The organism is Sphingobacterium sp. UBA6645, assembly GCF_002455685.1.
Classification (GTDB): Bacteria; Bacteroidota; Bacteroidia; order Sphingobacteriales; family Sphingobacteriaceae; genus Sphingobacterium; species Sphingobacterium hotanense.
Window position 1 is genome coordinate 1 of sequence record NZ_DKLH01000039.1, and the last position, 21762, is coordinate 21762.

The following is a 21762-nucleotide window of genomic DNA, read 5'->3' on the forward strand; positions in this document are numbered from 1 at the left end:
TTTAGACACCTTCTTTTTCTTATTCTTTCATTTTCACAAATGTTTGATTAAAGCAATCATAACATTGTTCATTCATTAAAAGTAAAGTGTCTTTTCTATAAACGGATGCTTTATGTTCTCCGTTATGAATCAACCATTCCATTTTTTGCGATTCAATAACTTTTCCTAGTTGCAGGTTGTATGGAATAGCCCGTTGCAGTTCGCCATCTGCATAGGTAAATATACTGTCTTTGGTTATCTGCAGGTGGATCTGTTTACCGGAAGACTCCGGTGTGGTCGTTGTACCAGCAAAGCCCCCTGTCGTTTTTATCCAACGCCAATTTCCTTCAATTTTTGGTTTTCTAGGTCCGTTTGAAGATGTGCCGCAGGCGAATATAGTGCCGAGAAGAATTAATGGGATTATATATTTCATTTCATATCCTTTCATTGATGATATGGGTAATAAGTCGTTAATCCATCGTTTTGTTTGATAGCAAGGAAGTTTAATAGGAGATTAGTTCTTAGCAATTGGTCTGGAAAAAATAAAAGCCCCACAATTTGTGAGGCTTAAATTTAGTTTGATTCAGAATTTCTACTTTACAGCGTCTATTCCGGGCGCTTTTTATGCAAACCAAGCAAGGACTTCATCCTTTGTTGGCATGGAAATGTCTAATTTCATTTTTTTGCGCATTCCGCCAAGGTCATTGAAAACCTTGTTTGGATTGGCTTCTTTCAATGCTTCGATGGTATTGAAGCCCATTTTTTGAAGAACTGGTACCCATCCTTCTGGAATTCCTAAAGCAACGTAGTCTGCTACGGCAGCAACCTTAGCTACTTTTTCAGGGCGCATTTGAGGGAAGAACAATACTTCTTGAATCGAAGGATTGTTCGTTAAGAACATAATTAATCTGTCCATTCCGATACCTAGTCCTGAAGTAGGAGGCATACCATACTCTAATGCACGTAGGAAATCTTGATCGATGAACATCGCCTCATCGTCTCCTTTTTCGGAAAGTTTCAGCTGATCTTCGAATCTTTCGCGTTGATCGATAGGGTCGTTCAGCTCAGAATATGCATTTGCAATTTCCTTACCACATACCATCAATTCAAAACGCTCCGTCAGTTCTGGATTGTCGCGGTGCTTTTTCGTCAATGGTGACATCTCGATAGGGTAGTCTGTGATGAATGTTGGTTGGATAAAGTTTCCTTCACATTTCTCGCCAAAGATTTCATCAATCAATTTACCTTTACCCATTGTTTCATTTACGGCGATTCCCATACCTTTTGCTGCTTCGCGAATCTCGTCTTCAGACTTTCCGGTAATATCGAATCCTGTGAACTGTTTGATTGCTTCCGTCATGCTTACGCGAGGATAAGGTGCTTTGAAATCAATCTTATGCTCGTTGAAAGTAGCTTGGGTCGTTCCGTTAACCGCTAATGCACAGTGCTCAAGAAGTCTTTCGGTGAAATCCATCATCCAATTGTAGTCTTTGTAAGCAACGTAGATTTCCATTGCGGTAAACTCTGGATTATGCGTGCGGTCCATACCTTCGTTACGGAAGTTCTTAGAAAACTCGTAAACACCATCAAAACCACCAACGATTAATCTCTTTAAGTAAAGTTCGTTTGCAATTCTTAGATACAATGGTATGTCAAGCGCATTGTGATGTGTAATGAACGGACGTGCAGCAGCACCACCAGGAATGGACTGAAGAATTGGAGTTTCAACCTCCATATATCCAGCGTTGTTGAAATATTCGCGCATCGCGTTAAAGAGCTTTGTGCGCTTCACAAAAATCTCTCTATTCTGTGCATTAACGATTAAATCCACATAACGCATGCGGTATCTTTGTTCTGGATCAGTAAAGGCGTCAAATGTTTTACCATCAGCTTCTTTTACGATTGGAAGAGGGCGTAAAGACTTCGTCAATACTTTTAACTCTTCTACATGTATACTGATCTCGCCAGTCTGCGTAGTGAATACATATCCTCTAATCCCTACGATATCACCGATATCAAGAAGTTTTTTGAATACTGTATTATAAAGGGTCTTATCTTCGGTAGGGCAGATGTCATCACGTTTTACATAAGCCTGGATACGTCCGGTAGAGTCTTGTAGTTCAATGAAAGAAGCACTTCCCATCACACGACGACTCATGATCCGTCCTGCAAATTGAATGTTCTTATAGTTGAGTTTATCTCTTTCGTAGTTTGCTAATATGTCTTCTGCCGTTACATTTACGACAAATTCTTCCGCAGGGAAAGGATTGATTCCGAGGTCGATCATTCCTTGAAGGTTTAGCCTGCGCTGTTGTTCTTGTTCTGATAATACGATACTCATTTTTTTCTGAAATGTGTCTGTTTTTAAAGGCCAATAAGAAAATTCAATCTTTTTGGTATTTCGAGGAAAACATACATGTTGTTTTTCGAACTTAAATTGACTGCAAAAGTAGGAAATTAGAACTACTTAATCGATATGGGAAGGCAAAAAAAGGAGATTATTATACGATCTAGCTTGTAAAATTCAAAGCAATTTGCAATTTTTGCACGTTGAGTGCTCGACGATAATAAAGCAAAGGAATTTTATTAACACTATGTGGAATGAAATTTTATGGTTTTTTGTATTTGATGAAAAAATAAATTATCTTTGCACCTCAATTGTTGAATATATAGTAATCATAAGATAAAATGAAAAAAGATTTGCATCCATCGAACTACAGATTAGTTGTTTTCAAAGACATGTCTAACGACTACGCTTTCATCACTAAATCTTGTGTTGACACAAAAGAGACCATTACTTGGGAAGATGGTACTGAATATCCATTAGTGAAATTAGAGATCTCTCACACTTCACACCCTTTTTACACTGGTAAAATGAAATTAGTTGATACAGCCGGACGTATTGATAAATTCCGTAGCCGTTACAACAAGAAATAAGTTTTATTTCCTACAAGAAATTAAAGAAGATCCCGATAACATTAGCTTATCGGGTTTTTTTATGTATTTTTATTTAATTTATGTCCTGTTCTATCGTATTATATGATAATGCCGAATGGCGGAGGCAATTGTTGCCTTTTAGCGCCACGAGGCCTGTAGGCAATCTACGTGTTGGCATATGTACGATAGATGAAAAATGGCGCCAAATCTTCGGAAAAGAGGTTGGCTATTTGACTGTAGATTATCTTCAAGATGCATTTCCGCTGATCAATTCCGATACTACATATAATCTGATTATTAAAGCTAGTGTTCTGCCTTCAGATCAATTGGCTGAGGCGATCGATAGGTTGTCTGTCGGCGAATGTTTGGTTAAGAATGGAGCGTGGATAGCAGCAAAAACAGAAGTACTTCCTGTAGGAATAGATATTACGTTTTCTGATCTTAAACCGATAAACGTTGATTTTCCAATAGAGGAAGTTTGTTACCCTGAAGACATTTATCTGCACAATAAGAAGCAATTGCTTTTCGATTTTAATTTATTGACCAAAGGAAGGAGTACCGCCAAGTTGAGCAGTAGCAATATGATCTTTGGTGAATGGATTTTTGTTGAAGAGGGTGCTCAAGTTGAAGGCGTCAGTTTAAATAGCCTGAATGGACCTATCTATATTGGAAAGCACGCGAATCTAGAAGAGGGCAGCTTTCTTAGAGGCTATGTAGGAATTGGAGATATCGCTCGGGTTAAAATGGGGTCTCGACTGTATGAGAATGTGTCGATCGGGCCTCAAAGCACAGTAGGAGGTGAGGTCAATAACTCTGTCCTTTGGGGTAACAGCGCGAAAGGACATGACGGTTATCTGGGATGTTCGGTTATTGGTGAGGGCTGCAATTTAGGCGCCGGCACAAGTAACTCAAACTTGAAGAATAACTGGAGTACAGTCAAATTATATGACTATTTTAGCGGAGGAATGCGTGATACCAAATTGCAGAAGTGTGGATTGATGATGGGGGATTATGCAATGGCAGCTATAAATTCCTCATTTAATACGGGAAGCGTGATTGGCGTCGGTGCGCAGATAGCATTGTCGAAATTTATTCCCAAATTTGTTCCAGATTTTAGTTGGTTAACCGACAAGGAGTACACCGATTATAAGTTGGATGGATTTTTAAATATGTTGCAGCGAAAGCAGGGCTCGGCAAATAGCAATCATTTAAAAGATTATGAAATAATAAAACGTGTTTTTAAGGACACAGAGAGTTTAAGAGTGCAATTAATCAACCATTAATATATAATTTATGCGTAAGAACATCGTAGCAGGAAACTGGAAAATGAACATGGATTATGAGCAGGGTGTAAGCCTTTTCTCAGAAATTGTGAACATGGTGAAAGATGAGGTCAGAGGAAATCAAGAAGTTGTGGTATGTAGTCCTTTTATCCATTTGCCGGCTTTAGCTAAATTAAGCGCTCCTGTAGCCAACGTGGCGATAGGTGCACAGAATATTCATCAAGTGGAGTCAGGTGCCTTTACAGGCGAAATATCGGCTTCTCAAGTAAAATCTACAGGTGCGAGCTATGTTATCCTAGGCCATTCAGAGCGTAGAGCTTATTTCGGTGAAACTGATGAGTTATTGGCTGAAAAAGTAGATGCTGCTTTGAAAAATGATTTGAAGCCTATATTCTGTATTGGTGAAACAAAAGAAGAGCGCGAATCGGGTTCTTTCTTCGATATCATCAAAACGCAATTGAGCAAAGGTTTATTTCATTTAAGTCCTGAAGCGTTTAAATCGGTCGTTTTAGCATATGAACCAGTTTGGGCTATCGGAACAGGATTAACGGCTAGCCCGGAGCAAGCGCAAGAAGTTCATGCTTTTATCCGCAAAACTATTGCTGAAAAGTATGGAGAAACTATTGCTGACGATACGACTATCCTTTATGGCGGAAGTGCTAATCCATCTAATGCGCAAAGCTTATTCTCACAACCGGATATTGATGGCGGTTTGATTGGCGGTGCATCTTTGAAATCTCGCGATTTCTTACAAATTATTAGTGTATTTAACGCGTAATATATGAAATACTCAGCAGTTACTTTTACGTCTTCAAGTATTGAAGATTGGCAAAAGGATTTGCTAATTTCTGAATTAGCAGAAATTGGTTTTGATACTTTCGAAGATATTGATGGAGGTTTCGAAGCCTATATCCCTTCTGCTAATTTAGATATCCAAGCTTTGGAATCTGTGTTGCTAAGCGAAGTTGATGGATTTGACCTAGACTATCAGGTAAAGGAAATTGAGGAGAAAAATTGGAACCAGATTTGGGAAAGTAACTTCAACCCGATTCTTGTCGATAATACGTGCTATGTTCGTGCAACATTTCATGAAGATCGCTCAGAGTACCCATATCAGATAATCATCGATCCTAAAATGTCATTTGGCACAGGTCATCATCAGACGACTTCCATGATGCTTTCTTTTATTCTAGAAAACGAATTCAATGGAAAAGAAGTCTTGGACATGGGCTGTGGTACAGGAATTTTAGCGATTCTTGCCTCAAAAAGAGGAGCAAAGCAATTGCTTGCTGTTGACTACGACCCAATTTGTGTCGACAGTGTGATTGAGAATGTTCAATTAAATGATGTTAGTAATATAGACGCTAAATTGGGTTCAAAGGAAGCAATTGAAGGTTTGTCTTTTGATACTATTCTTGCTAATATCAACCGGAATATTTTGCTAGATCAGTTGGATACCTATGCTGCTTGTTTGCCTAACGGAGGCGAATTATATCTTTCCGGCTTCTATGATGGAGAAGATCTCGAAATTCTCAAACAAAAGGCCGAGTCAGTTGGTTTCCAATATGTGGAAAATAAAGTCCTCGATAATTGGTGTGCAGCCAAGTTTACTAAAGCTAATTAAATGCGTATTCATTTTATTGCCATAGGCGGAAGCATTATGCATAATTTGGCTATTAACTTAGCCGAGCAAGGCCATCAGGTTAGTGGTTCTGACGATCAAATCGTGGAACCCTCTAAATCGCATTTACTGGAAGCCGGGCTGCTTCCTAAAGAATTAGGATGGTTTCCCGAGAAAGTAAGTGAGGATATCGATGCTGTCATTCTTGGGATGCATGCCGAGGAAGAAAATCCGGAGCTTAAAAGAGCTCAGGAATTAGGTCTTAAAATCTACTCGTTTCCGGAATTCGTATATGAGCAAAGTGTGGATAAAATACGCGTCGTAATCGCAGGGACGTATGGTAAGACGACCATCACAAGCATGATTATGCATGTGTTGAAGAAGCTCGGCAAGCCATTCGACTACCTAGTAGGCGCTCAATTAGAAGGATTTGATGACTTATTGCAGCTAAATCCGGACAATAATCTCATGATCATCGAGGGTGATGAATACTATGCATCCTCCGTGGATAAGCATTCTAAATTCTTAGAATATAAACCTAATATCGCATTGATTTCCGGAGTAGAGTGGGATCACTTTAAAACTGTTATCGATGAAGAAGCTTATTATAAGCAATTTGAGGACTTTATAAGAACTATTGTTCCCAAAGGTACTCTAATCTATAATAAGGACGATGAGCGGACTAGAGCGATTGTAGAGCGCACAATGGATATCAAAATAAATCGCCATGGATATAAGCTCCCTGAGTATTCTATAAACAAAGGAGTAACCTATTTAAATCATGGCGAAGATCGCATTCCGTTAAAGATTTTCGGAAAACATAACCTCTCTAATGTCGCAGGCGCTTTTACGGTGTGTGAATGGCTGGGTGTTAAGCGAGATGAGTTTTATCATGCTATCCAGGACTTCAAGAGTTCTATTCGTTATCTGGAATTTGTCGCAAGTCAGAATGGCAGTGTAGTCTACCAAGACTTCGCCCATACGCCGTCAAAATTACGTTCAAGTATTCACGCTGTCAAAGAACAGTTTCCGAATCAAGCACTCGTTACGGTTATCGAATTGAATGCTTATGATAGTCTTGATCCACACTTTATTCAAGAGTACACAAATAGTATGAATGAGTCTGATTTCGCGGCAGTTTTTGTGAATATTTCTCTTTTAAAGGAAAAAAATATAGTATTGGATAATGCTATCGAAAATTTAACTCAAGCGTTCAACCATCCTTCATTCCAAGTGATAACGCAAATAGCTGATTTAGAGCACTTTTTAGAGGGTTTTAAGTCAGCTGGGTACAATTTGCTATTTATGAGTTCAAACAATTACAATGGGGTAAATATGTCAAGCTTTGCAGACAAATTTTTAAGAAATTTTTAAGATACTTATAAAAATTTTCTAAAATTTTAATATTGGCATTTTGAAATATACTTTATTTGTTTAAATTTGATAATTACTTAATAAATAAATATTTTACATTTTACCCATGAATGCATTAGGAAAAAAAATTAGATTACTTAGACACCAGAAGGGCTGGAGTCAGGAGGATGTAGCCAAGCGATTGGATATCTCGATTCCTGCGTTTTCAAAGATTGAAACTGGAATTACCGATGTCAACCTTTCTAGGCTAAACCAAATTTCAAAGTTATTCGGATTGTCATTAGTACAACTTTTGTCTACTTCAGATCCTGAAGAAGATAAGCAAATCCAGAACGAAGTTAATGAATTACAGAAGAGATTACAGGCTCGTGAAGCTGAAGTAATTGATTTACAGAAAAAAGTAATTGATTTATACGAACAATTACACAAGAAATAATTTTTCTTTTATCAAGATTAAAGAATTGCCTTTGCTAATAGTGAAGGCAATTTTTTTTGTCCCTGTGATAATGCCAAATGCGCATAAAAAAAGCGCAATTGTTAAATTGCGCTTTACTTATGCTTTCAATAAAATTTCTATCCTAAATACGATTTTAGAATCTTGCTTCTAGAAGTATGACGTAGTCTCTGTAAAGCTTTATCTTTAATTTGACGAACGCGTTCTCTAGTTAAGCTAAATTTTTCGCCGATTTCCTCAAGTGACAATTGATGATTAGATCCTAATCCAAAGAATAGAACGATGATTTCGCGTTCTCTTTCTGTTAATGTTGCTAACGAACGTTTGATTTCTTCGGATAAAGACTCATCAATTAAAGAACTATCTGTATCTGGGTCGCTATTTTCTAAAACGTCAAGTAATGTGTTTTCTTCTCCTTGCACGAATGGAGCATCCATAGATACGTGGCGGCCAGAATTACTTAAAGTATCAGATACCTTATCCACTGTTGTTTCTAGGATATCTGCTAACTCTTCTGGTGATGGCTCACGTTCGTATTCTTGCTCAAGTTTCGAGAAGGCTTTACTAATTTTACTTAATGATCCTACTTGGTTTAACGGTAGACGAACGATACGAGATTGCTCTGCAATTGCTTGAAGAATAGATTGACGAATCCACCAAACCGCATAGGAGATAAACTTAAATCCTTTTGTTTCGTCGAAGCGTTTTGCTGCCTTAATTAAGCCTAAATTGCCCTCATTGATCAAGTCACCTAATGTTAGACCTTGATTCTGATATTGTTTTGCAACTGAAACGACAAAGCGAAGATTGGTTTTTGTTAATTTCTCTAATGCTACTTGATCACCTTCGCGGATTCTTTGTGCTAGAATAACTTCTTCTTCTGCTGAAATTAAATCTACTTTTCCAATTTCATGTAAGTATTTATCTAACGATTGGGACTCACGATTGGTGATGGATTGCGTAATTTTGAGCTGTCTCATTTAATAATATAAACCTTTCTATTCTGAAATGTTCGCAAACATAGCGAAATTTCTTCATTAAATTCTAATATAATTGTAAATTATAAACTCATAATGAGTTACTTAGCAGTGGTGAGTTGAGGTAAAACTATTCACAAAAATCATTCCAAATATTATAGTTTACCTGATACTGCAATCATAATATTACAATCTTTACTATCTAAACTTTTAATCTCACCTTTTATTATCTAGTAACTAAAACATTTTTAGGTACATTTTGTTTTGAATGTGAAACTGAAATAAACGCAAACTTATGCCAATTATGATTCACTTGGACCAGATGATGTCTAAAAAGAAAATGTCACTCAATGAATTGAGTGACAAAGTGGGAATAACGTTATCAAATCTATCCATCATAAAGAATCAGAAAGCGAAAGCTATCCGATTAAGTACGTTGGATGCGATTTGTCGGGCGCTGGAATGTCAGCCCGGGGATATCTTAGAGTTTAAGGAACAATGATAGTTTCTTCGGATTTATAACCTCTAAGAAAGTCTGCGACATGCATTCGCTTTTTCCCCTCGATTTGAATTTCATTTAATTTAATAAAGCCATCAAGGGTTGCTACCTTGAGATAAGTTTTACCATCGCTGATAAATTTTCCTGCTTCATAATTGTGCGGAATCAGTTCCTTTTCTGTTTTGTATACCTTTAAAACTTTGTTGTCCAGATGCGTAAAAGCAGTAGGATAGGGGCTTAGGCCACGAATGAAGTTGTAAACCGTAGTAGTATCTTTTTCCCAGTTAATCTGGCAATCTTCTTTAAAGATTTTCGGAGCATGTTTAATATCCGATTCATTGATAAGCCCGCTCTGCGGAATCGGATCTATTGATCCGCGCTTTATCGCATCTACGGTTTTTACGATTAACTTAGCTCCTAGGTGCATCAGATTATCATGCACTGTTCCGGCATCATCAGTTTCCTTAATCTCAACCTCGTCCGCTAATAGAATATTTCCGGTATCTATTTCATGTTGAAGCAAAAATGTGGTTACGCCAGTTTTCTTTTCACCGTTGATTACTGCATGATTAATAGGGGCAGCGCCGCGATAATTTGGCAATAACGACCCATGAACATTTACAGTACCATTTTTTGGCATGTTCCATACGATTTCAGGTAACATTCTAAAAGCTACCACAACTTGCAAGTCTGCGCGGAAAGAGCGTAGCTCCTCTATAAATTCCGGAGATCTAAGTTTCTCCGGTTGTAGAACCGGAAGATTATTTTCTACTGCAAATTGTTTGACAGCAGACTGATGTAACTTTTGACCTCTACCTGCAGGTTTGTCAGGCGCCGTCACTACTGCCACAACCTCTTCACCTGCATCTATTAAAGCTTTTAACGAGGCAACTGCAAAATCGGGGGTACCCATGAAAATTATACGCATACTAGAATCTTGATAATGTAATTTCAATTCGCATGTGAAACGAATTTTTATAACTTTGCGAAGTTACAAATTTAATTTAAGCTTGAATTTTCCATTTTTCTTAGCCAAACGAATCACACTATCTGGAAATCGTACTTTCTCGAAACTAATCGTGCGAGTAACGATTGGAGCTTTGACGCTTGCAATTTTGGCAATTATTATGGCTGTCGCGATACTGCGAGGATTCAAGGGCGAAATCACAGATAAGCAGCGCGGCTTCTTTGGTGATGTCATTATCTTAAAAAATGATCGTAACGACTCCTATGTCAATACTCCAATTTCACTTACAAAGAGTCAAATCCAAACGCTGGAGGCAGACAGTAATGTCATCAATGTATATCCTTTTGCTACCAAAGCCGGAATAATGAACGTGAAGGGCGAAGTCGAAGGCGTTCTCCTGAAAGGAATTGATCAGGATTATGATCAGGAGTTCCTTTCCAAAACGATTATAGAGGGAGAACCTATAGACTTCAAAGCAGAGAATGCCGAAAACCAATTGCTTATCTCCAGCCTTATTGCAAATCGGCTGAACCTTAAAGTAGGGGATGATTTCATTATGTATTTCATCCAAGAACCGGTTAGAAAGCGGAAATTTACTATTCGGGGGATTTATACAACAAACTCAGAAGAGTTAGATAAGATCTATGTAATCGGTTCCTTATCGTTAATTCGCAAGCTGAACAATCTTGCAGACAACGAAGTGGGCGGCTATGAAGTACGGGTAAAGGACTTCAACCAGCTAGCAAAGACAACTCAAGACGTCAATGATCAGCTTCCTATCGAATTATATGCAACGAATGTCGTAGAACAAATGCCGGATATCTTCAACTGGTTGAATATGCTCGATATGAACGACAATATCATCTTTGTGCTGATGGTCGTCGTAGCAGTCATCAATATGATATCGGCCTTATTGATCAGTATCCTTGAGCGATCACCGATGATTGGTATCTTGAAATCGCTGGGTATGCAAAATCGAAAAATTCGAACTGTATTCCTTTATAATTCGCTTTATTTAATCGGATACGGACTTTTGTTAGGTAACTTTCTTGCGATTGCACTTTATTTTTTCCAACGCAGCACACATTTCTTCAAGCTGGACCCGTCGGTTTACTACGTTTCCTTCGTGCCAATGGATATCTCCTGGCTTACAGTTATTTGGCTCAACCTGGCTTTGATCTTTATTGCGTTGATAACTCTATTTATCCCTTCTATGCTGATTAGCCGAATATCGCCAATCAAGACCATTCAGTTTAAATAGTTCAACTGCTAACGGCCTCTTTTTTCTTAAAAATTAGAATTTTCATTATCTTTCGCTAGAAAAACAATTACGACTTTTAATAGTTGTACCATAAACAAGCGAATATATATGAACAAAGTTTTTGACCACTTAGCCCATGCTTTTGAAGCGCCATTAACCAATCCCGTCCTAATATTTTCCCTTGTCTTATTCATCATTCTCTTATCACCAATCTTATTACGCCCAATTAAAGTACCGGGTATAATCGGTTTGATTATTTCAGGGATGATCATTGGACCGCATGGTCTAAATTGGCTGGAGAAAAATTCGGCGGTTGATTTATTCTCCACTATTGGATTGCTCTATATCATGTTTATTGCGGGTTTAGAGCTTGATATGAATGAGTTTAAAAAGACCAAACATAAGAGTCTGATGTTTGGATTCTTTACTTTCATCATCCCGATTTCTATTGGATTCCCGGTCTGTTATTATGTCTTGGACTACAGTCTACTTTCGAGTATCCTCATTGCGAGTATGTTCGCAACGCATACATTGGTTTCCTATCCAATCGTTAACCGCTACGGTATTTCGAAAAATGAAGCTGTCGCTATTACCATTGGTGGTACTATCCTTACGGATACTGCTGTACTGATAATTCTGGCAGTGATCAAGGGCGCCTCGCAAGGTGACATCAATAACGAGTTCTGGGTGACATTAGGCGTATCTTTCGCCATCTTCCTTTTCATAATGTTCGGTGTGATCCCGAAGATTGCCAAATGGTTCTTCGAAAAGATCGAAGGCGAAAAAACGGCGCACTACATATTTGTACTTACTGTTGTCTTCTTTGCTGCCTTCCTGGCGGAAATGGCAAACCTTGAACCAATCATCGGCGCATTCGTTGCGGGTTTAGCACTGAATAAATTGATTCCACATTCATCTGCGTTGATGAATAGAGTCGAGTTTATCGGTAATGCGATATTTATCCCATTCTTCTTGATTTCTGTGGGCATGATCGTTGATATCAGCGTGTTTACAAAGGGAGAGGGGCTAACGGTATTTTACGTGGCAGGTGTATTGACGCTAGTTGGCGTCGTGGGTAAATTCCTGGCAGCTACCGCTACTCAATGGGTGTTTAAATACAACAACAACGAGCGAAACCTTATCTTCGGTCTTAGTAATGCCCATGCGGCCGCAACACTTGCGATCATCATGGTAGGATACAACAATGACATCATCGATGAAAACGTATTGAACGGTACGATCGTCTTGATCTTAGTAAGCTGTATCATTGCATCGATTGTTACGGAGAATGCTTCCAAAAAAAGCGTCATGGCTGGTCATCAGGATCAGGAACATATGGAGCATGTAGAAGAGCACGAGGAACAAATTTTGATTCCTATTGCAAACCTCAACAATATGGAAGCGATTTTGGATTTTGCAACATTGATCAAATCTAAGAAATCACCCCACCCATTAAATATTTTAAGCGTTGTTCCTAACGATGAACAGGCTGAGCGAAATGTACATCTCGCCAGACAGAACCTTGATAAAATGGCGAAATATGCTTCAGGTTCGGAGACCGACGTTGAATTGATTACGGCAATCGATTTCAACATTGCCAACGGTATCGGGCGAGCCTCGCGTGAAGCTTTTGCAGACTGTCTTATCCTGGGTTGGCCTTCGGCAACATCTTTCGTGGAAAAAATCGTAGGTGAGAAAACCGAAAGTATCTTGAACCGGACGGATGCCAGTCTTTTTATGTGTCGCTTAGACAAACCATTTATCACAAACAAATCCATTACTATTTTTGTTCCCCCATTGGCTGAATCGGAAGTCGGTTTTGCCTACTGGATGGAAAAGATGAGTAAATTCGCACAAGAGCTTTCGCTCCCAATCAGATATGTTTGTAATTTCAGAACCAAACAAGCTATTGAAATCATGCTAGACACGCTGAAATCCAGCATTCCGGTAAGCTATGATTTATATGAAGATTGGGATAATATCTATGGATTGGCAACATTCTCAAATGCAGACTCGCTGCTTGTCTTTGTATCTTCCCGCTATGGTGAAGTATCCTATAGAGACTCGTTAGATGGTTTGGCAAAACGCGTTGGGAAGTACTACAAAAATCAGAACTTAATCTTAATCTTTCCTGCTCGTGTGGCAGATATGCATATCGATGAGTACGAAGATGTTCAAACTGCGCCTATTTTCCGCAAAATCAGCCGTGAAATTGGTAACATGTTTGGGAAAGATAAAAACTAATAAATAATGAGCGATAAAATAACGATTAGCGGTTCAGGGAAATTGAATGTCCCAGATCAGGTAAGCATACCCTTTATTATCGGAGACGGAATCGGGCCGGACATCTGGCATGCTTCTGTACGTGTTTTCGATGCAGCGATTGCCAAAGCCTATAATAACCAACGGAAGATCAACTGGTTGGAAGTCCTTGCCGGTGAAAAAGCATTCAATGAAACAGGAAACTGGTTGCCAGAGGCAACATTAGACACATTCAAAGAATATCTTGTTGGTATCAAAGGTCCTTTAACAACACCAATCGGTGGAGGAATCCGTTCATTGAATGTTGCTTTGCGCAAGGAGCTTGATCTTTATGTTTGTCAGCGTCCTACAAAATGGTACGAAGGTGTGCCTTCTCCCGTGAAGCATCCGGAAAAAGTTGATATGGTCGTATTTCGTGAGAATACGGAGGATATTTACGCGGGGATAGAATTCGCAGCAGGCACGGCGGAAGCCAGACGCATTCAAGACTTCCTTAAAGACGATCTAAGCGTAGATTATAACTTCACTAATACAACGGGAGTCGGATTAAAGTTCGTCTCAGAGGAAGTCTCAAAACGTTTGATACGAGCAGCGATCGAATTTGCTATAGCTGAAGGAAGAAAATCCATTACCATTGTACACAAGGGTAATATCATGAAATATACCGAGGGTGCCTTTAAAAATTGGGGATATCAACTTGCGGAGTCAGAATTCGGGGATAAGCTATACACTTGGAATCAATGGGAAAAGACGAAAGAGGCTAGTGGTGCCGACGCGGCTAATGCCGAACAGAAAGCAGCAGAAGCCGCAGGAAAGATAATTGTTAAAGACATTATCGCGGACAACTTCTTGCAACAGATTCTACTCGCACCTCAGGATTATGATGTGGTAGCGACGTTAAACTTAAACGGCGACTATATTTCAGATGCCTTAGCGGCGATGGTAGGTGGTATTGGTATTGCCCCAGGCGCAAATATCAATTATAAAACCGGACATGCTATTTTCGAAGCTACCCACGGAACAGCACCAAGGTTCGCCAATACGGATAGTATGAACCCTTGTTCGGTTATTCTAAGCGGGGTCATGATGTTAGATTACATGGGTTGGAGCGAAGCAGCGGATGCCATCGTACAGGCAGTTGCTGAAACCATTAAAGAAAAAACCGTCACAGTGGATTTCTATAATTTAATGGAAGACGCAACGCTTCTTAAAACAAGCGAATTTGCCAATAAAGTTATCGAAAAACTATAAAACATTGTAATATCATTCAAAAAAGCTGAACTTTAACTGGTTCAGCTTTTTTATTCTAAAAGCAGTATATAAAAGAAGCGATAAATTAGTGTCATGATCGAAATACCAAGTTTTGTTACAGCCTCAAATATCTTCTCAGAAGAAGAGATTAATACGCTTAAAAGCGTCAAGCAACTTCCCGAGGAGACAGAAATTGATGCTTATCAATACCAACCAGAAATCCAGGAGCTGCTGAATGCCTTTATCGGAGATGAATCGACCAGACTAACTCACCAACTATTAAAAGCGAAGGAATTAATTCAACGCAACGAACTCCTGAATGCATGGAAAATCATCCTCCTATAGCTTAATTCAAATTTGATTTCATATAGTAAAATTCCATAATTATCCTTAATTTGGATATCCACTGCACGTATTAATAAAAAAAATCTAACCATTTAGAATAAACGCAGCTCGATATGTATTTACAAATTGATGAGGAGAGTTTTAGAGCGGTATTTACGAAATACTATGACCGTATATATTCTGGGTTTTATAAAAAAACAGGATCCTATGAAGTCGCGCAGGACCTAACACAACAGACCTTCATCAAATTTTGGCGATATCGAGATAGTTTTACACCAGAACTTACCGTCGAAATCCAATTATTCAGAAAAGGAAAGCTTGTTTTTATCGATTGGTTGAGAAAAGAATCGAAAGAGCGGCAAATGATCGATAGCCTCAAGCAACAGGAAAAAATCCCCATCGATGAACTCTCTACCGACCTCAAGGACTCGCTGCAAAATGCAATCAATGGACTCTCCCCGGTGCGAAAAGAGGTTTTTAATATGGCATACATCGAAGGCTATAGCCATAAAGAGATTGCTGAGAAGTTGAATGTTTCCATCCGAACCGTCGAAACACATATCTATAAATCTGTGCAACAACTTCGGAAAATACTCGCCCTAATCTACATTATGCTACATCTTTAAAAATAATTTTTCATGGAGTACGTAGTTTTAATTTTATGAGCGTATATAGATATAAAGACGCCTAAATTATAAACCGTGAAAAAGGAGATCTTAGAAAAGTTTTTGTCAAACCAATGTTCTTACAATGAATGTAAGGATGTGGCGTCCTATTTGGAAGGCAATGACGACGAACTGGATAAGATACAACTATTCGAAAATTTAGCCGACAACGAAATCATTCATATTGACCAAGTTGAAAAAGATCTCTTATGCGATGCTATTTTAGCGAAGCCTAAACAGGGACTGCTACTCAAGCGCCTGTTGATCGCAGCCGCTGTATTACTATTCGTTGCATTTTCGTTTTACAAACTAGGAAAGCACGATAGCCCTTCGCATCTGGAGTCTCCTTTATTGGTAGAAATCGTAAATGATACAGAATCAGCAGAATGGCATATCTTGCCAGACAGCAGCAGAGTAAAACTAAGTCCGGCAGCTAAGCTTACTTATCGGACCAACTTCGCTAAAGATAGAGAGTTAAACCAAGTAGCCGGCGAAATTACCTATTTCGTTCATGCAAATAAAGATCTTCCATTTCGTGTGATCAATCAAGGTGTCCAAACGCGGGCTGTTGGAACAACCTTTTCTATCGACGATTACAATAACGAAAATTTAATCATCAAGCTGTTAGAAGGAAAGATAGTTGTAGAAGATCCTACAGATAATACCGATAGTGAAATCATTTTGAATAACCCAACGGCTATAGTAGTCAGTAAGGTTAATTTTACCTATAACCATATCAACGAGAATAAGGAAGGGCATAAAAAAGCTTGGGATAAGGAGCGTAAGTCGATCCGCAATAATTATTCGGAAAGTACGATTGCCTGGTCCAATCAAGTCGTCAACTTCAGTGGCGTATCAAATGCCGACCTATTCAGCATAATGGAACGACTTTATGGTGTCTCCATTGATGTCGAAAATCCAAAGATTACCAACGGTAATTTTACAGGAGAACTATACCAGAACGATAACCTAGAAAATTTACTTACAATTTTCTGTCAAATGAATGGATGCAACTTTACTATAAAAGATAATATTATAAGAATTAAATAAACATTTTTTAGTAACCATTAACCATTATAAACAATTTATGACTATGAAAAGTAAAGTAATTTACCCATTGCTAATCTATGGGCTATCATCACTTTTCCAAGAAGCTTTAGCACAGACCAATGTACGTGCTAATGGAAAGGTGATAAGTATTGACGGTGCAGCAATACCGGGAGCAACAATCGAGGTGATAGATGTGAAAACGAAGAAAAAGGAGACTTTAGGATCGAATGATCAAGGTCTTTTCACACTAAACAATCTTAGCATAGATGGACTGTACAACATCTATGTTCACCACGTCGGTTTCCAGCGCGATTCCATCACCAATTTTGTTGCTAAAACCAACCAAACTAACAGTATTTTAATACGTCTTAAACCCGACGATAATGAACTCGATGAGGTCGTCGTTATTGGTTATGGAACAGTCCAGAAGAAAGATCTAACGGGCGCCATTTCATCGGTAGATGGAAAAGATATCGCCGTTCGTAAAACAACCCAGTTGTCCCAAGCATTACAGGGCGCAGTTCCGGGGGTTATGGCAACTAGAAATAACAATGCACCAGGTGCCGCCGCAACAATCCGCGTTCGAGGAATCACTACGATCACCGACGGCGGTCTGAATCCATTGGTCATTCTAGACGGAGTGCCAATTAGTGGCTTGGACCAAGTCAATCCTAACGATATCGAAAACGTAACGGTGCTTAAAGATGCTGCATCTGCTTCAATCTATGGATCCAGAGCTGCTGCCGGTGTTATTTTAATTACATCAAAGCGGGGTAGAGAAGGTGTGCTATCCTTGGAATATAATACGGATATAGGTTGGGAATCTCCAACAGAACTGCCAGAGTACGTAGGAGCGCAACGCTATCTGCAACTCGTGAATGAGCTTCGTTGGAATGATAATAACAACAACCAAAACGAATATCCGATCTACGCAAAAGATTTAGTGGATAACTACCTTAACTTAAATAAAGAAAACCCTAATCTATATCCTATTACCGATTGGCAAAGTATACTGCTAAAAGACAGAGCCGGCCGACAGGCACATCAATTATCCGTTTCTGGGGCTGGGAAAAATCTTAGGACTAGATTCTCATTAGGGTATGATGATACAGACGCGTTATACGTGATGCGCAATTATGAGCGATTAACTTCACGGATAAACAATAATATTGATGTAACCGACTATTTATCTGCTGTTGTTGACTTGAACTTTAAACGTACAACGGATAATCGTCCTTCTATCGATCCATTATATAGAATGGGGATTACAGCACCAATTTATGCAGGGATGTGGGATGATGGAAGGATTGCATCTGGGAAGGACGGCGATAATATCTATGGGATGTTGACTCAAGGGGGGCAAACCAAATATCAATATACCCAATTTGGCGGTAAGGTAGGAATCGACTTGAAGCCGATTGAGGGCCTTACATTGACGGGTGTGATTGCACCAATTTTCAACTTCGATCGGACTAAAGCCTTTCGAACAAAAGTTCCTTATACAGCTTGGAACAACCCAGAACAAAGATTAGGTTACATTAATGGTTATGAAACAACTAAACTTACGGAAAGTAGAGTAGAGAGTTACCAATATACAACCCAATTTTTAGGGAATTATATGAAGAGTCTCGGTAAGCACAATCTAAACCTTTTGGCCGGATACGAATTCTTCTACTACTATAACGAAGATCTATCAGCGAGCCGCGATCAATATTTGCTTAGCGGCTACCCATACCTCGATTTGGGACCTTTGGAATTTAGAGATAACTCTGGTTCAGCATATGAAAATGCATATCGTTCTTATTTCGGGCGAGCAATGTATAATTATGCCAACAAGTACTTTATTCAAGCAAACATACGATACGATGGTTCATCAAGATTCGCTAAAGAATACCGATGGGGTGTTTTCCCATCTGTTTCCGCAGGATGGTCAATCTCAGAAGAAAACTTTATGAAAGACGTCTCTTGGCTTAATTTCTTAAAACTGAGAGCATCTTATGGAACGCTTGGTAATGAGCGTATTGGGAATTACCCTTATCAATCTTTAATTCAGTTTTCTAACACAGCGTTATTTTATACCGGAAATCAAGTTACATCACAACAATCAGCTTCTCAATGGCAGTATGCAATTCGTGATATCACATGGGAAAAAACAGAGTCATATGACGTAGGTCTCGATTTCGTAGGGTTAAACAATAGATTGAATGCTACATTCGACGTCTACAATAAAATAACAAGCGACATGCTCCTTGCACTTCAAATTCCTGTTTTCATTGGTTTCGAGAATCCCAATCAAAATACTGGAAAAATGAATACGAAGGGATGGGAGTTGGCTGTAGGATGGAAGGATAACATTAATAAACTTACTTATGGTCTTTCTTTTAATATCTCAAACTTCAAATCTGTTATGGGAGATTTAGGCGGTACCGAGTTTTTGGGTAATCAAGTTAAAATGGAAGGCAGCGAATTCAATGAATGGTACGGCTATTTATCCGATGGGTTGTATCAAACTGCAGATGAAGTTGCAGGTTCCCCAGTTTTGAATGCCAATGTAAAGCCTGGGGATGTTAAATATAAAGACGTATCGGGTCCTGATGGAGTTCCTGATGGGATAATTTCCCCTGAGTATGATAGAGTGTTTCTAGGAGGTTCATTACCACAGTATTTGTATGGCGGACAGCTTAATTTGGGTTACGGCGGATTGTCATTAAATGTCGTAATTCAAGGGGTCGGTAAACAAAACGTGCGTCAAACTACCGATATGATACAACCTTATCAACAGAATTGGGGAAACTTCCTTTCAATTCTTGACGGAAATACTTGGAGTAAATATAATACTGATGCTCAAAATCTCTCCGCAAAATATCCAAGATATTCTAATACCTCAGCAACAAATAACTATGCTATGTCGGATTTTTGGATGATTAATGGAAGATATTTTCGTCTAAAATCAGTGAATGTCTCGTACCAAATTCCTGAAAACTTCTTAGCAAAGTATCATGTTAAAGGGCTTGGATTATCATTTACTGCTAATGATATTTTCACTATTAATAAGTTCCCTAAAGGTTGGGATCCAGAAATGACGTCATTTACATATCCAATAACGTCATCATTCTTATTCGGTATTAACGTCAAATTTTAAAAGCTAAGGTCATGAAAAGTAAAATAATATATTTGGTTTTGTCACTGTTTCTGTTTTCATGCCAGAAGCTTGACTTAAATCCATTATCTCAAGGTTCTAGTGAAACTTGGAATTCTGATGCTGATGAGCTCATCATGTCTCTCAATGATTTATATAGAGAGGCCCTATGGATTAAAGACGTCGACGATTGGACGGACGATTGGATTTACCGAGATGGATTAACTGATATAACGAATGCGACGATAAATGGTCAATCGGCGTTCGTTACTAGTGGTTGGCAAAATACCTACAAAGCGATTGCTAGAGCTAACACAGTGCTTGAAGGTATGGATCGAGCTGCAGATATTTTACCCGAAGCACAGATAAATGGTTATAAAGCAGAAGCAAGATTTGTTCGTGCGGCTATGTATTCATTTTTATTGAGTCATTATAGAAATGTCGTTTATCTGGATAAAACATTAAGTATCGAGGAAGCAAAAACGATAGGTCAAATGAATCCAGATGAATTATTAAAGAAAATTTATGAGGATTTCGATTTCGCAATTACCCATTTAAAAAGTTCGTATAGCTCATCGGAAGTGAAGCGTGCCACCAAGGGTGCAGCGATGGCACTGAAAGCGCGTATTGCTCTTTACATGGGCGATTTTGCGACCGCGAAAGAAGCCGCATCTGCATGTATAGCTTTAGGATTATACAACTTGCACTCGGATTACTCAGCGTTGTTCCTCTCGAAAACTAAGCAATCGCCCGAGTCAATCTTTCTTTTGCCGCGCTCGATTACTTTAGGAGTAGCATTAGGAGATCGCCAAAATTATATTCCGCGCAATAATGGTGGATGGGCTGCAAAGGATCCTTCATGGGACTTGTTTTTCTCTTACTATTGTACAGACGGTTTACCAGTAGACGAATCTCCGCTTTTCAATCCTAAGAATCCATTTGAAAACCGAGATCCTCGTTGTGAAGCTACAATTGTTCCATTCGATCAGCCGTTTTTAGACATAATCTACACACCGCATCCTTTAGCTTTGAAGACTAAAAGAGTATCTACAGGTCAAGAGATTACAAACAATGACAATAGGGCTGTCGCACAATATGCTTCATTTAATGGATTGGTTTGGAGAAAAGGCGTGGATTCAGATTGGCTTCTAAATTCTTGGCGGATTGAACCCGATAATATAATAATTCGCTATGCAGACGTACTCCTGATCTATGCGGAAGCTAAAATTGAGTTGAACGAAATTGACCAATCGGTATTAGATGCTATAAATCAAGTGAGGGCTAGAGCTTATAAAGTTGATAAATCTTCTACGAATTATCCTAAAGTTACTACAACTGCGCAAGCAGAACTCCGAAAAATTCTTCGTAGCGAACGAAGAATGGAGTTTGCGCTAGAGGGACTTCGCTATATGGATATCATCAGATGGAAAATCGCCGAGAAGGTCTTAAATAAACCAAATTTTGGTTTGTTAGATCCTGCAGACCTAGTTTCTAAGGTTGTTAATACCGGTAAATGGTTTTTACCAACTGCACCGCCTATTGATGAAGATGGCTCACCAGATTTTTCTGGATTCTATAGTCAGGGTTTAATCAAACAAATAGCAATTAGAAAATTCGACGCAAAGAAGCAATATATATGGCCAATACCGTCAACGGAAGTACTAACGAGTGGGTTAAATCAAAACCCAAATTATTAGC

Annotated in this window: 19 protein-coding genes; 15 read left to right on the forward strand and 4 right to left on the reverse strand. The window is 38.8% G+C overall.

Annotation, left to right across the window (positions count from 1 at the left end):
* Positions 1 to 19 precede the first annotated feature (19 nt).
* Both B2400_RS06355 and lysS read right to left on the reverse strand, forming a co-directional pair.
* A complete protein-coding gene (locus tag B2400_RS06355) occupies positions 20 to 427 on the reverse strand; it encodes a hypothetical protein (protein WP_286651983.1) in 408 nt (135 codons plus the stop codon).
* A 174-nt stretch (positions 428 to 601) separates the two neighbouring features.
* Positions 602 to 2320 carry a lysine--tRNA ligase gene (gene lysS, locus B2400_RS06360; RefSeq protein WP_293931905.1) on the reverse strand — a complete coding sequence of 573 codons (1719 nt, stop codon included), beginning with the start codon at positions 2318 to 2320 and terminating at the stop codon, positions 602 to 604.
* Positions 2321 to 2667: 347 nt separating this feature from the next.
* On the opposite strand from lysS, the gene B2400_RS06365 reads away from it, so the two are divergent.
* From B2400_RS06365 to B2400_RS06390, 6 genes are all read left to right on the forward strand, one after another.
* Positions 2668 to 2916, forward strand: a complete 249-nt coding sequence (locus tag B2400_RS06365; RefSeq protein ID WP_094256557.1) for a type B 50S ribosomal protein L31 — start codon at positions 2668 to 2670, stop codon at positions 2914 to 2916.
* Between the two features lie 80 nt (positions 2917 to 2996).
* Positions 2997 to 4199, forward strand: coding sequence for a putative sugar nucleotidyl transferase (locus B2400_RS06370; RefSeq protein WP_293931910.1), 1203 nt, complete (start codon positions 2997 to 2999; stop codon positions 4197 to 4199).
* Between the two features lie 10 nt (positions 4200 to 4209).
* The gene (gene tpiA, locus B2400_RS06375) at positions 4210 to 4977 is read left to right on the forward strand and encodes a triose-phosphate isomerase (protein ID WP_293931912.1); all 768 of its coding nucleotides are present in this window, start codon (positions 4210 to 4212) and stop codon (positions 4975 to 4977) included.
* A 3-nt stretch (positions 4978 to 4980) separates the two neighbouring features.
* Positions 4981 to 5823, forward strand: coding sequence for a 50S ribosomal protein L11 methyltransferase (prmA, locus tag B2400_RS06380; RefSeq protein WP_293931914.1), 843 nt, complete (start codon positions 4981 to 4983; stop codon positions 5821 to 5823).
* Positions 5824 to 7194 (forward strand): UDP-N-acetylmuramate--L-alanine ligase, encoded by a 1371-nt coding sequence (locus B2400_RS06385; RefSeq protein ID WP_293931916.1) that lies wholly within the window; start codon positions 5824 to 5826, stop codon positions 7192 to 7194.
* 106 nt (positions 7195 to 7300) lie between these two features.
* Positions 7301 to 7630, forward strand: a complete 330-nt coding sequence (locus B2400_RS06390) for a helix-turn-helix domain-containing protein (RefSeq protein WP_149526016.1) — start codon at positions 7301 to 7303, stop codon at positions 7628 to 7630.
* A gap of 137 nt (positions 7631 to 7767) precedes the next feature.
* Here the strand turns inward: B2400_RS06390 and B2400_RS06395 are convergent, their stop codons facing one another.
* On the reverse strand, positions 7768 to 8628 hold the full coding sequence (locus B2400_RS06395) for a sigma-70 family RNA polymerase sigma factor (protein ID WP_093096797.1): 861 nt from the start codon (positions 8626 to 8628) through the stop codon (positions 7768 to 7770).
* 292 nt (positions 8629 to 8920) lie between these two features.
* Between B2400_RS06395 and B2400_RS06400 the strand changes: the two genes are divergently transcribed.
* Positions 8921 to 9127, forward strand: a complete 207-nt coding sequence (locus B2400_RS06400) for a helix-turn-helix domain-containing protein (RefSeq protein ID WP_149526015.1) — start codon at positions 8921 to 8923, stop codon at positions 9125 to 9127.
* Here the strand turns inward: B2400_RS06400 and fmt are convergent.
* The gene (fmt, locus tag B2400_RS06405; RefSeq protein ID WP_293931923.1) at positions 9114 to 10052 is read right to left on the reverse strand and encodes a methionyl-tRNA formyltransferase; all 939 of its coding nucleotides are present in this window, start codon (positions 10050 to 10052) and stop codon (positions 9114 to 9116) included. The two genes, B2400_RS06400 and fmt, sit on opposite strands and share 14 nt — an antisense overlap.
* 82 nt (positions 10053 to 10134) lie before the next feature.
* On the opposite strand from fmt, the gene B2400_RS06410 reads away from it, so the two are divergent.
* From B2400_RS06410 to B2400_RS06445, 8 genes are all read left to right on the forward strand, one after another.
* Positions 10135 to 11352: an ABC transporter permease gene (locus B2400_RS06410; RefSeq protein WP_246172202.1), complete on the forward strand. Its 1218-nt coding sequence runs from the start codon at positions 10135 to 10137 to the stop codon at positions 11350 to 11352.
* 108 nt (positions 11353 to 11460) lie between these two features.
* On the forward strand, positions 11461 to 13596 hold the full coding sequence (locus B2400_RS06415; RefSeq protein ID WP_293931926.1) for a cation:proton antiporter: 2136 nt from the start codon (positions 11461 to 11463) through the stop codon (positions 13594 to 13596).
* Positions 13597 to 13602: 6 nt separating this feature from the next.
* Positions 13603 to 14865 (forward strand): NADP-dependent isocitrate dehydrogenase, encoded by a 1263-nt coding sequence (gene icd / locus B2400_RS06420; protein ID WP_293931928.1) that lies wholly within the window; start codon positions 13603 to 13605, stop codon positions 14863 to 14865.
* Positions 14866 to 14958: 93 nt separating this feature from the next.
* A complete protein-coding gene (locus B2400_RS06425; RefSeq protein ID WP_293931930.1) occupies positions 14959 to 15210 on the forward strand; it encodes a hypothetical protein in 252 nt (83 codons plus the stop codon).
* A 113-nt stretch (positions 15211 to 15323) separates the two neighbouring features.
* Positions 15324 to 15836, forward strand: a complete 513-nt coding sequence (locus B2400_RS06430) for an RNA polymerase sigma factor (protein ID WP_293931932.1) — start codon at positions 15324 to 15326, stop codon at positions 15834 to 15836.
* 75 nt (positions 15837 to 15911) lie between these two features.
* Positions 15912 to 16925, forward strand: coding sequence for a FecR family protein (locus B2400_RS06435; protein WP_293931934.1), 1014 nt, complete (start codon positions 15912 to 15914; stop codon positions 16923 to 16925).
* A 43-nt stretch (positions 16926 to 16968) separates the two neighbouring features.
* Positions 16969 to 20067: a SusC/RagA family TonB-linked outer membrane protein gene (locus tag B2400_RS06440; RefSeq protein WP_293931935.1), complete on the forward strand. Its 3099-nt coding sequence runs from the start codon at positions 16969 to 16971 to the stop codon at positions 20065 to 20067.
* A gap of 11 nt (positions 20068 to 20078) precedes the next feature.
* Entirely contained in the window at positions 20079 to 21761 is a 1683-nt protein-coding gene (locus tag B2400_RS06445; protein ID WP_293931936.1) for a RagB/SusD family nutrient uptake outer membrane protein, read from the forward strand.
* Position 21762 lies beyond the last annotated feature (1 nt).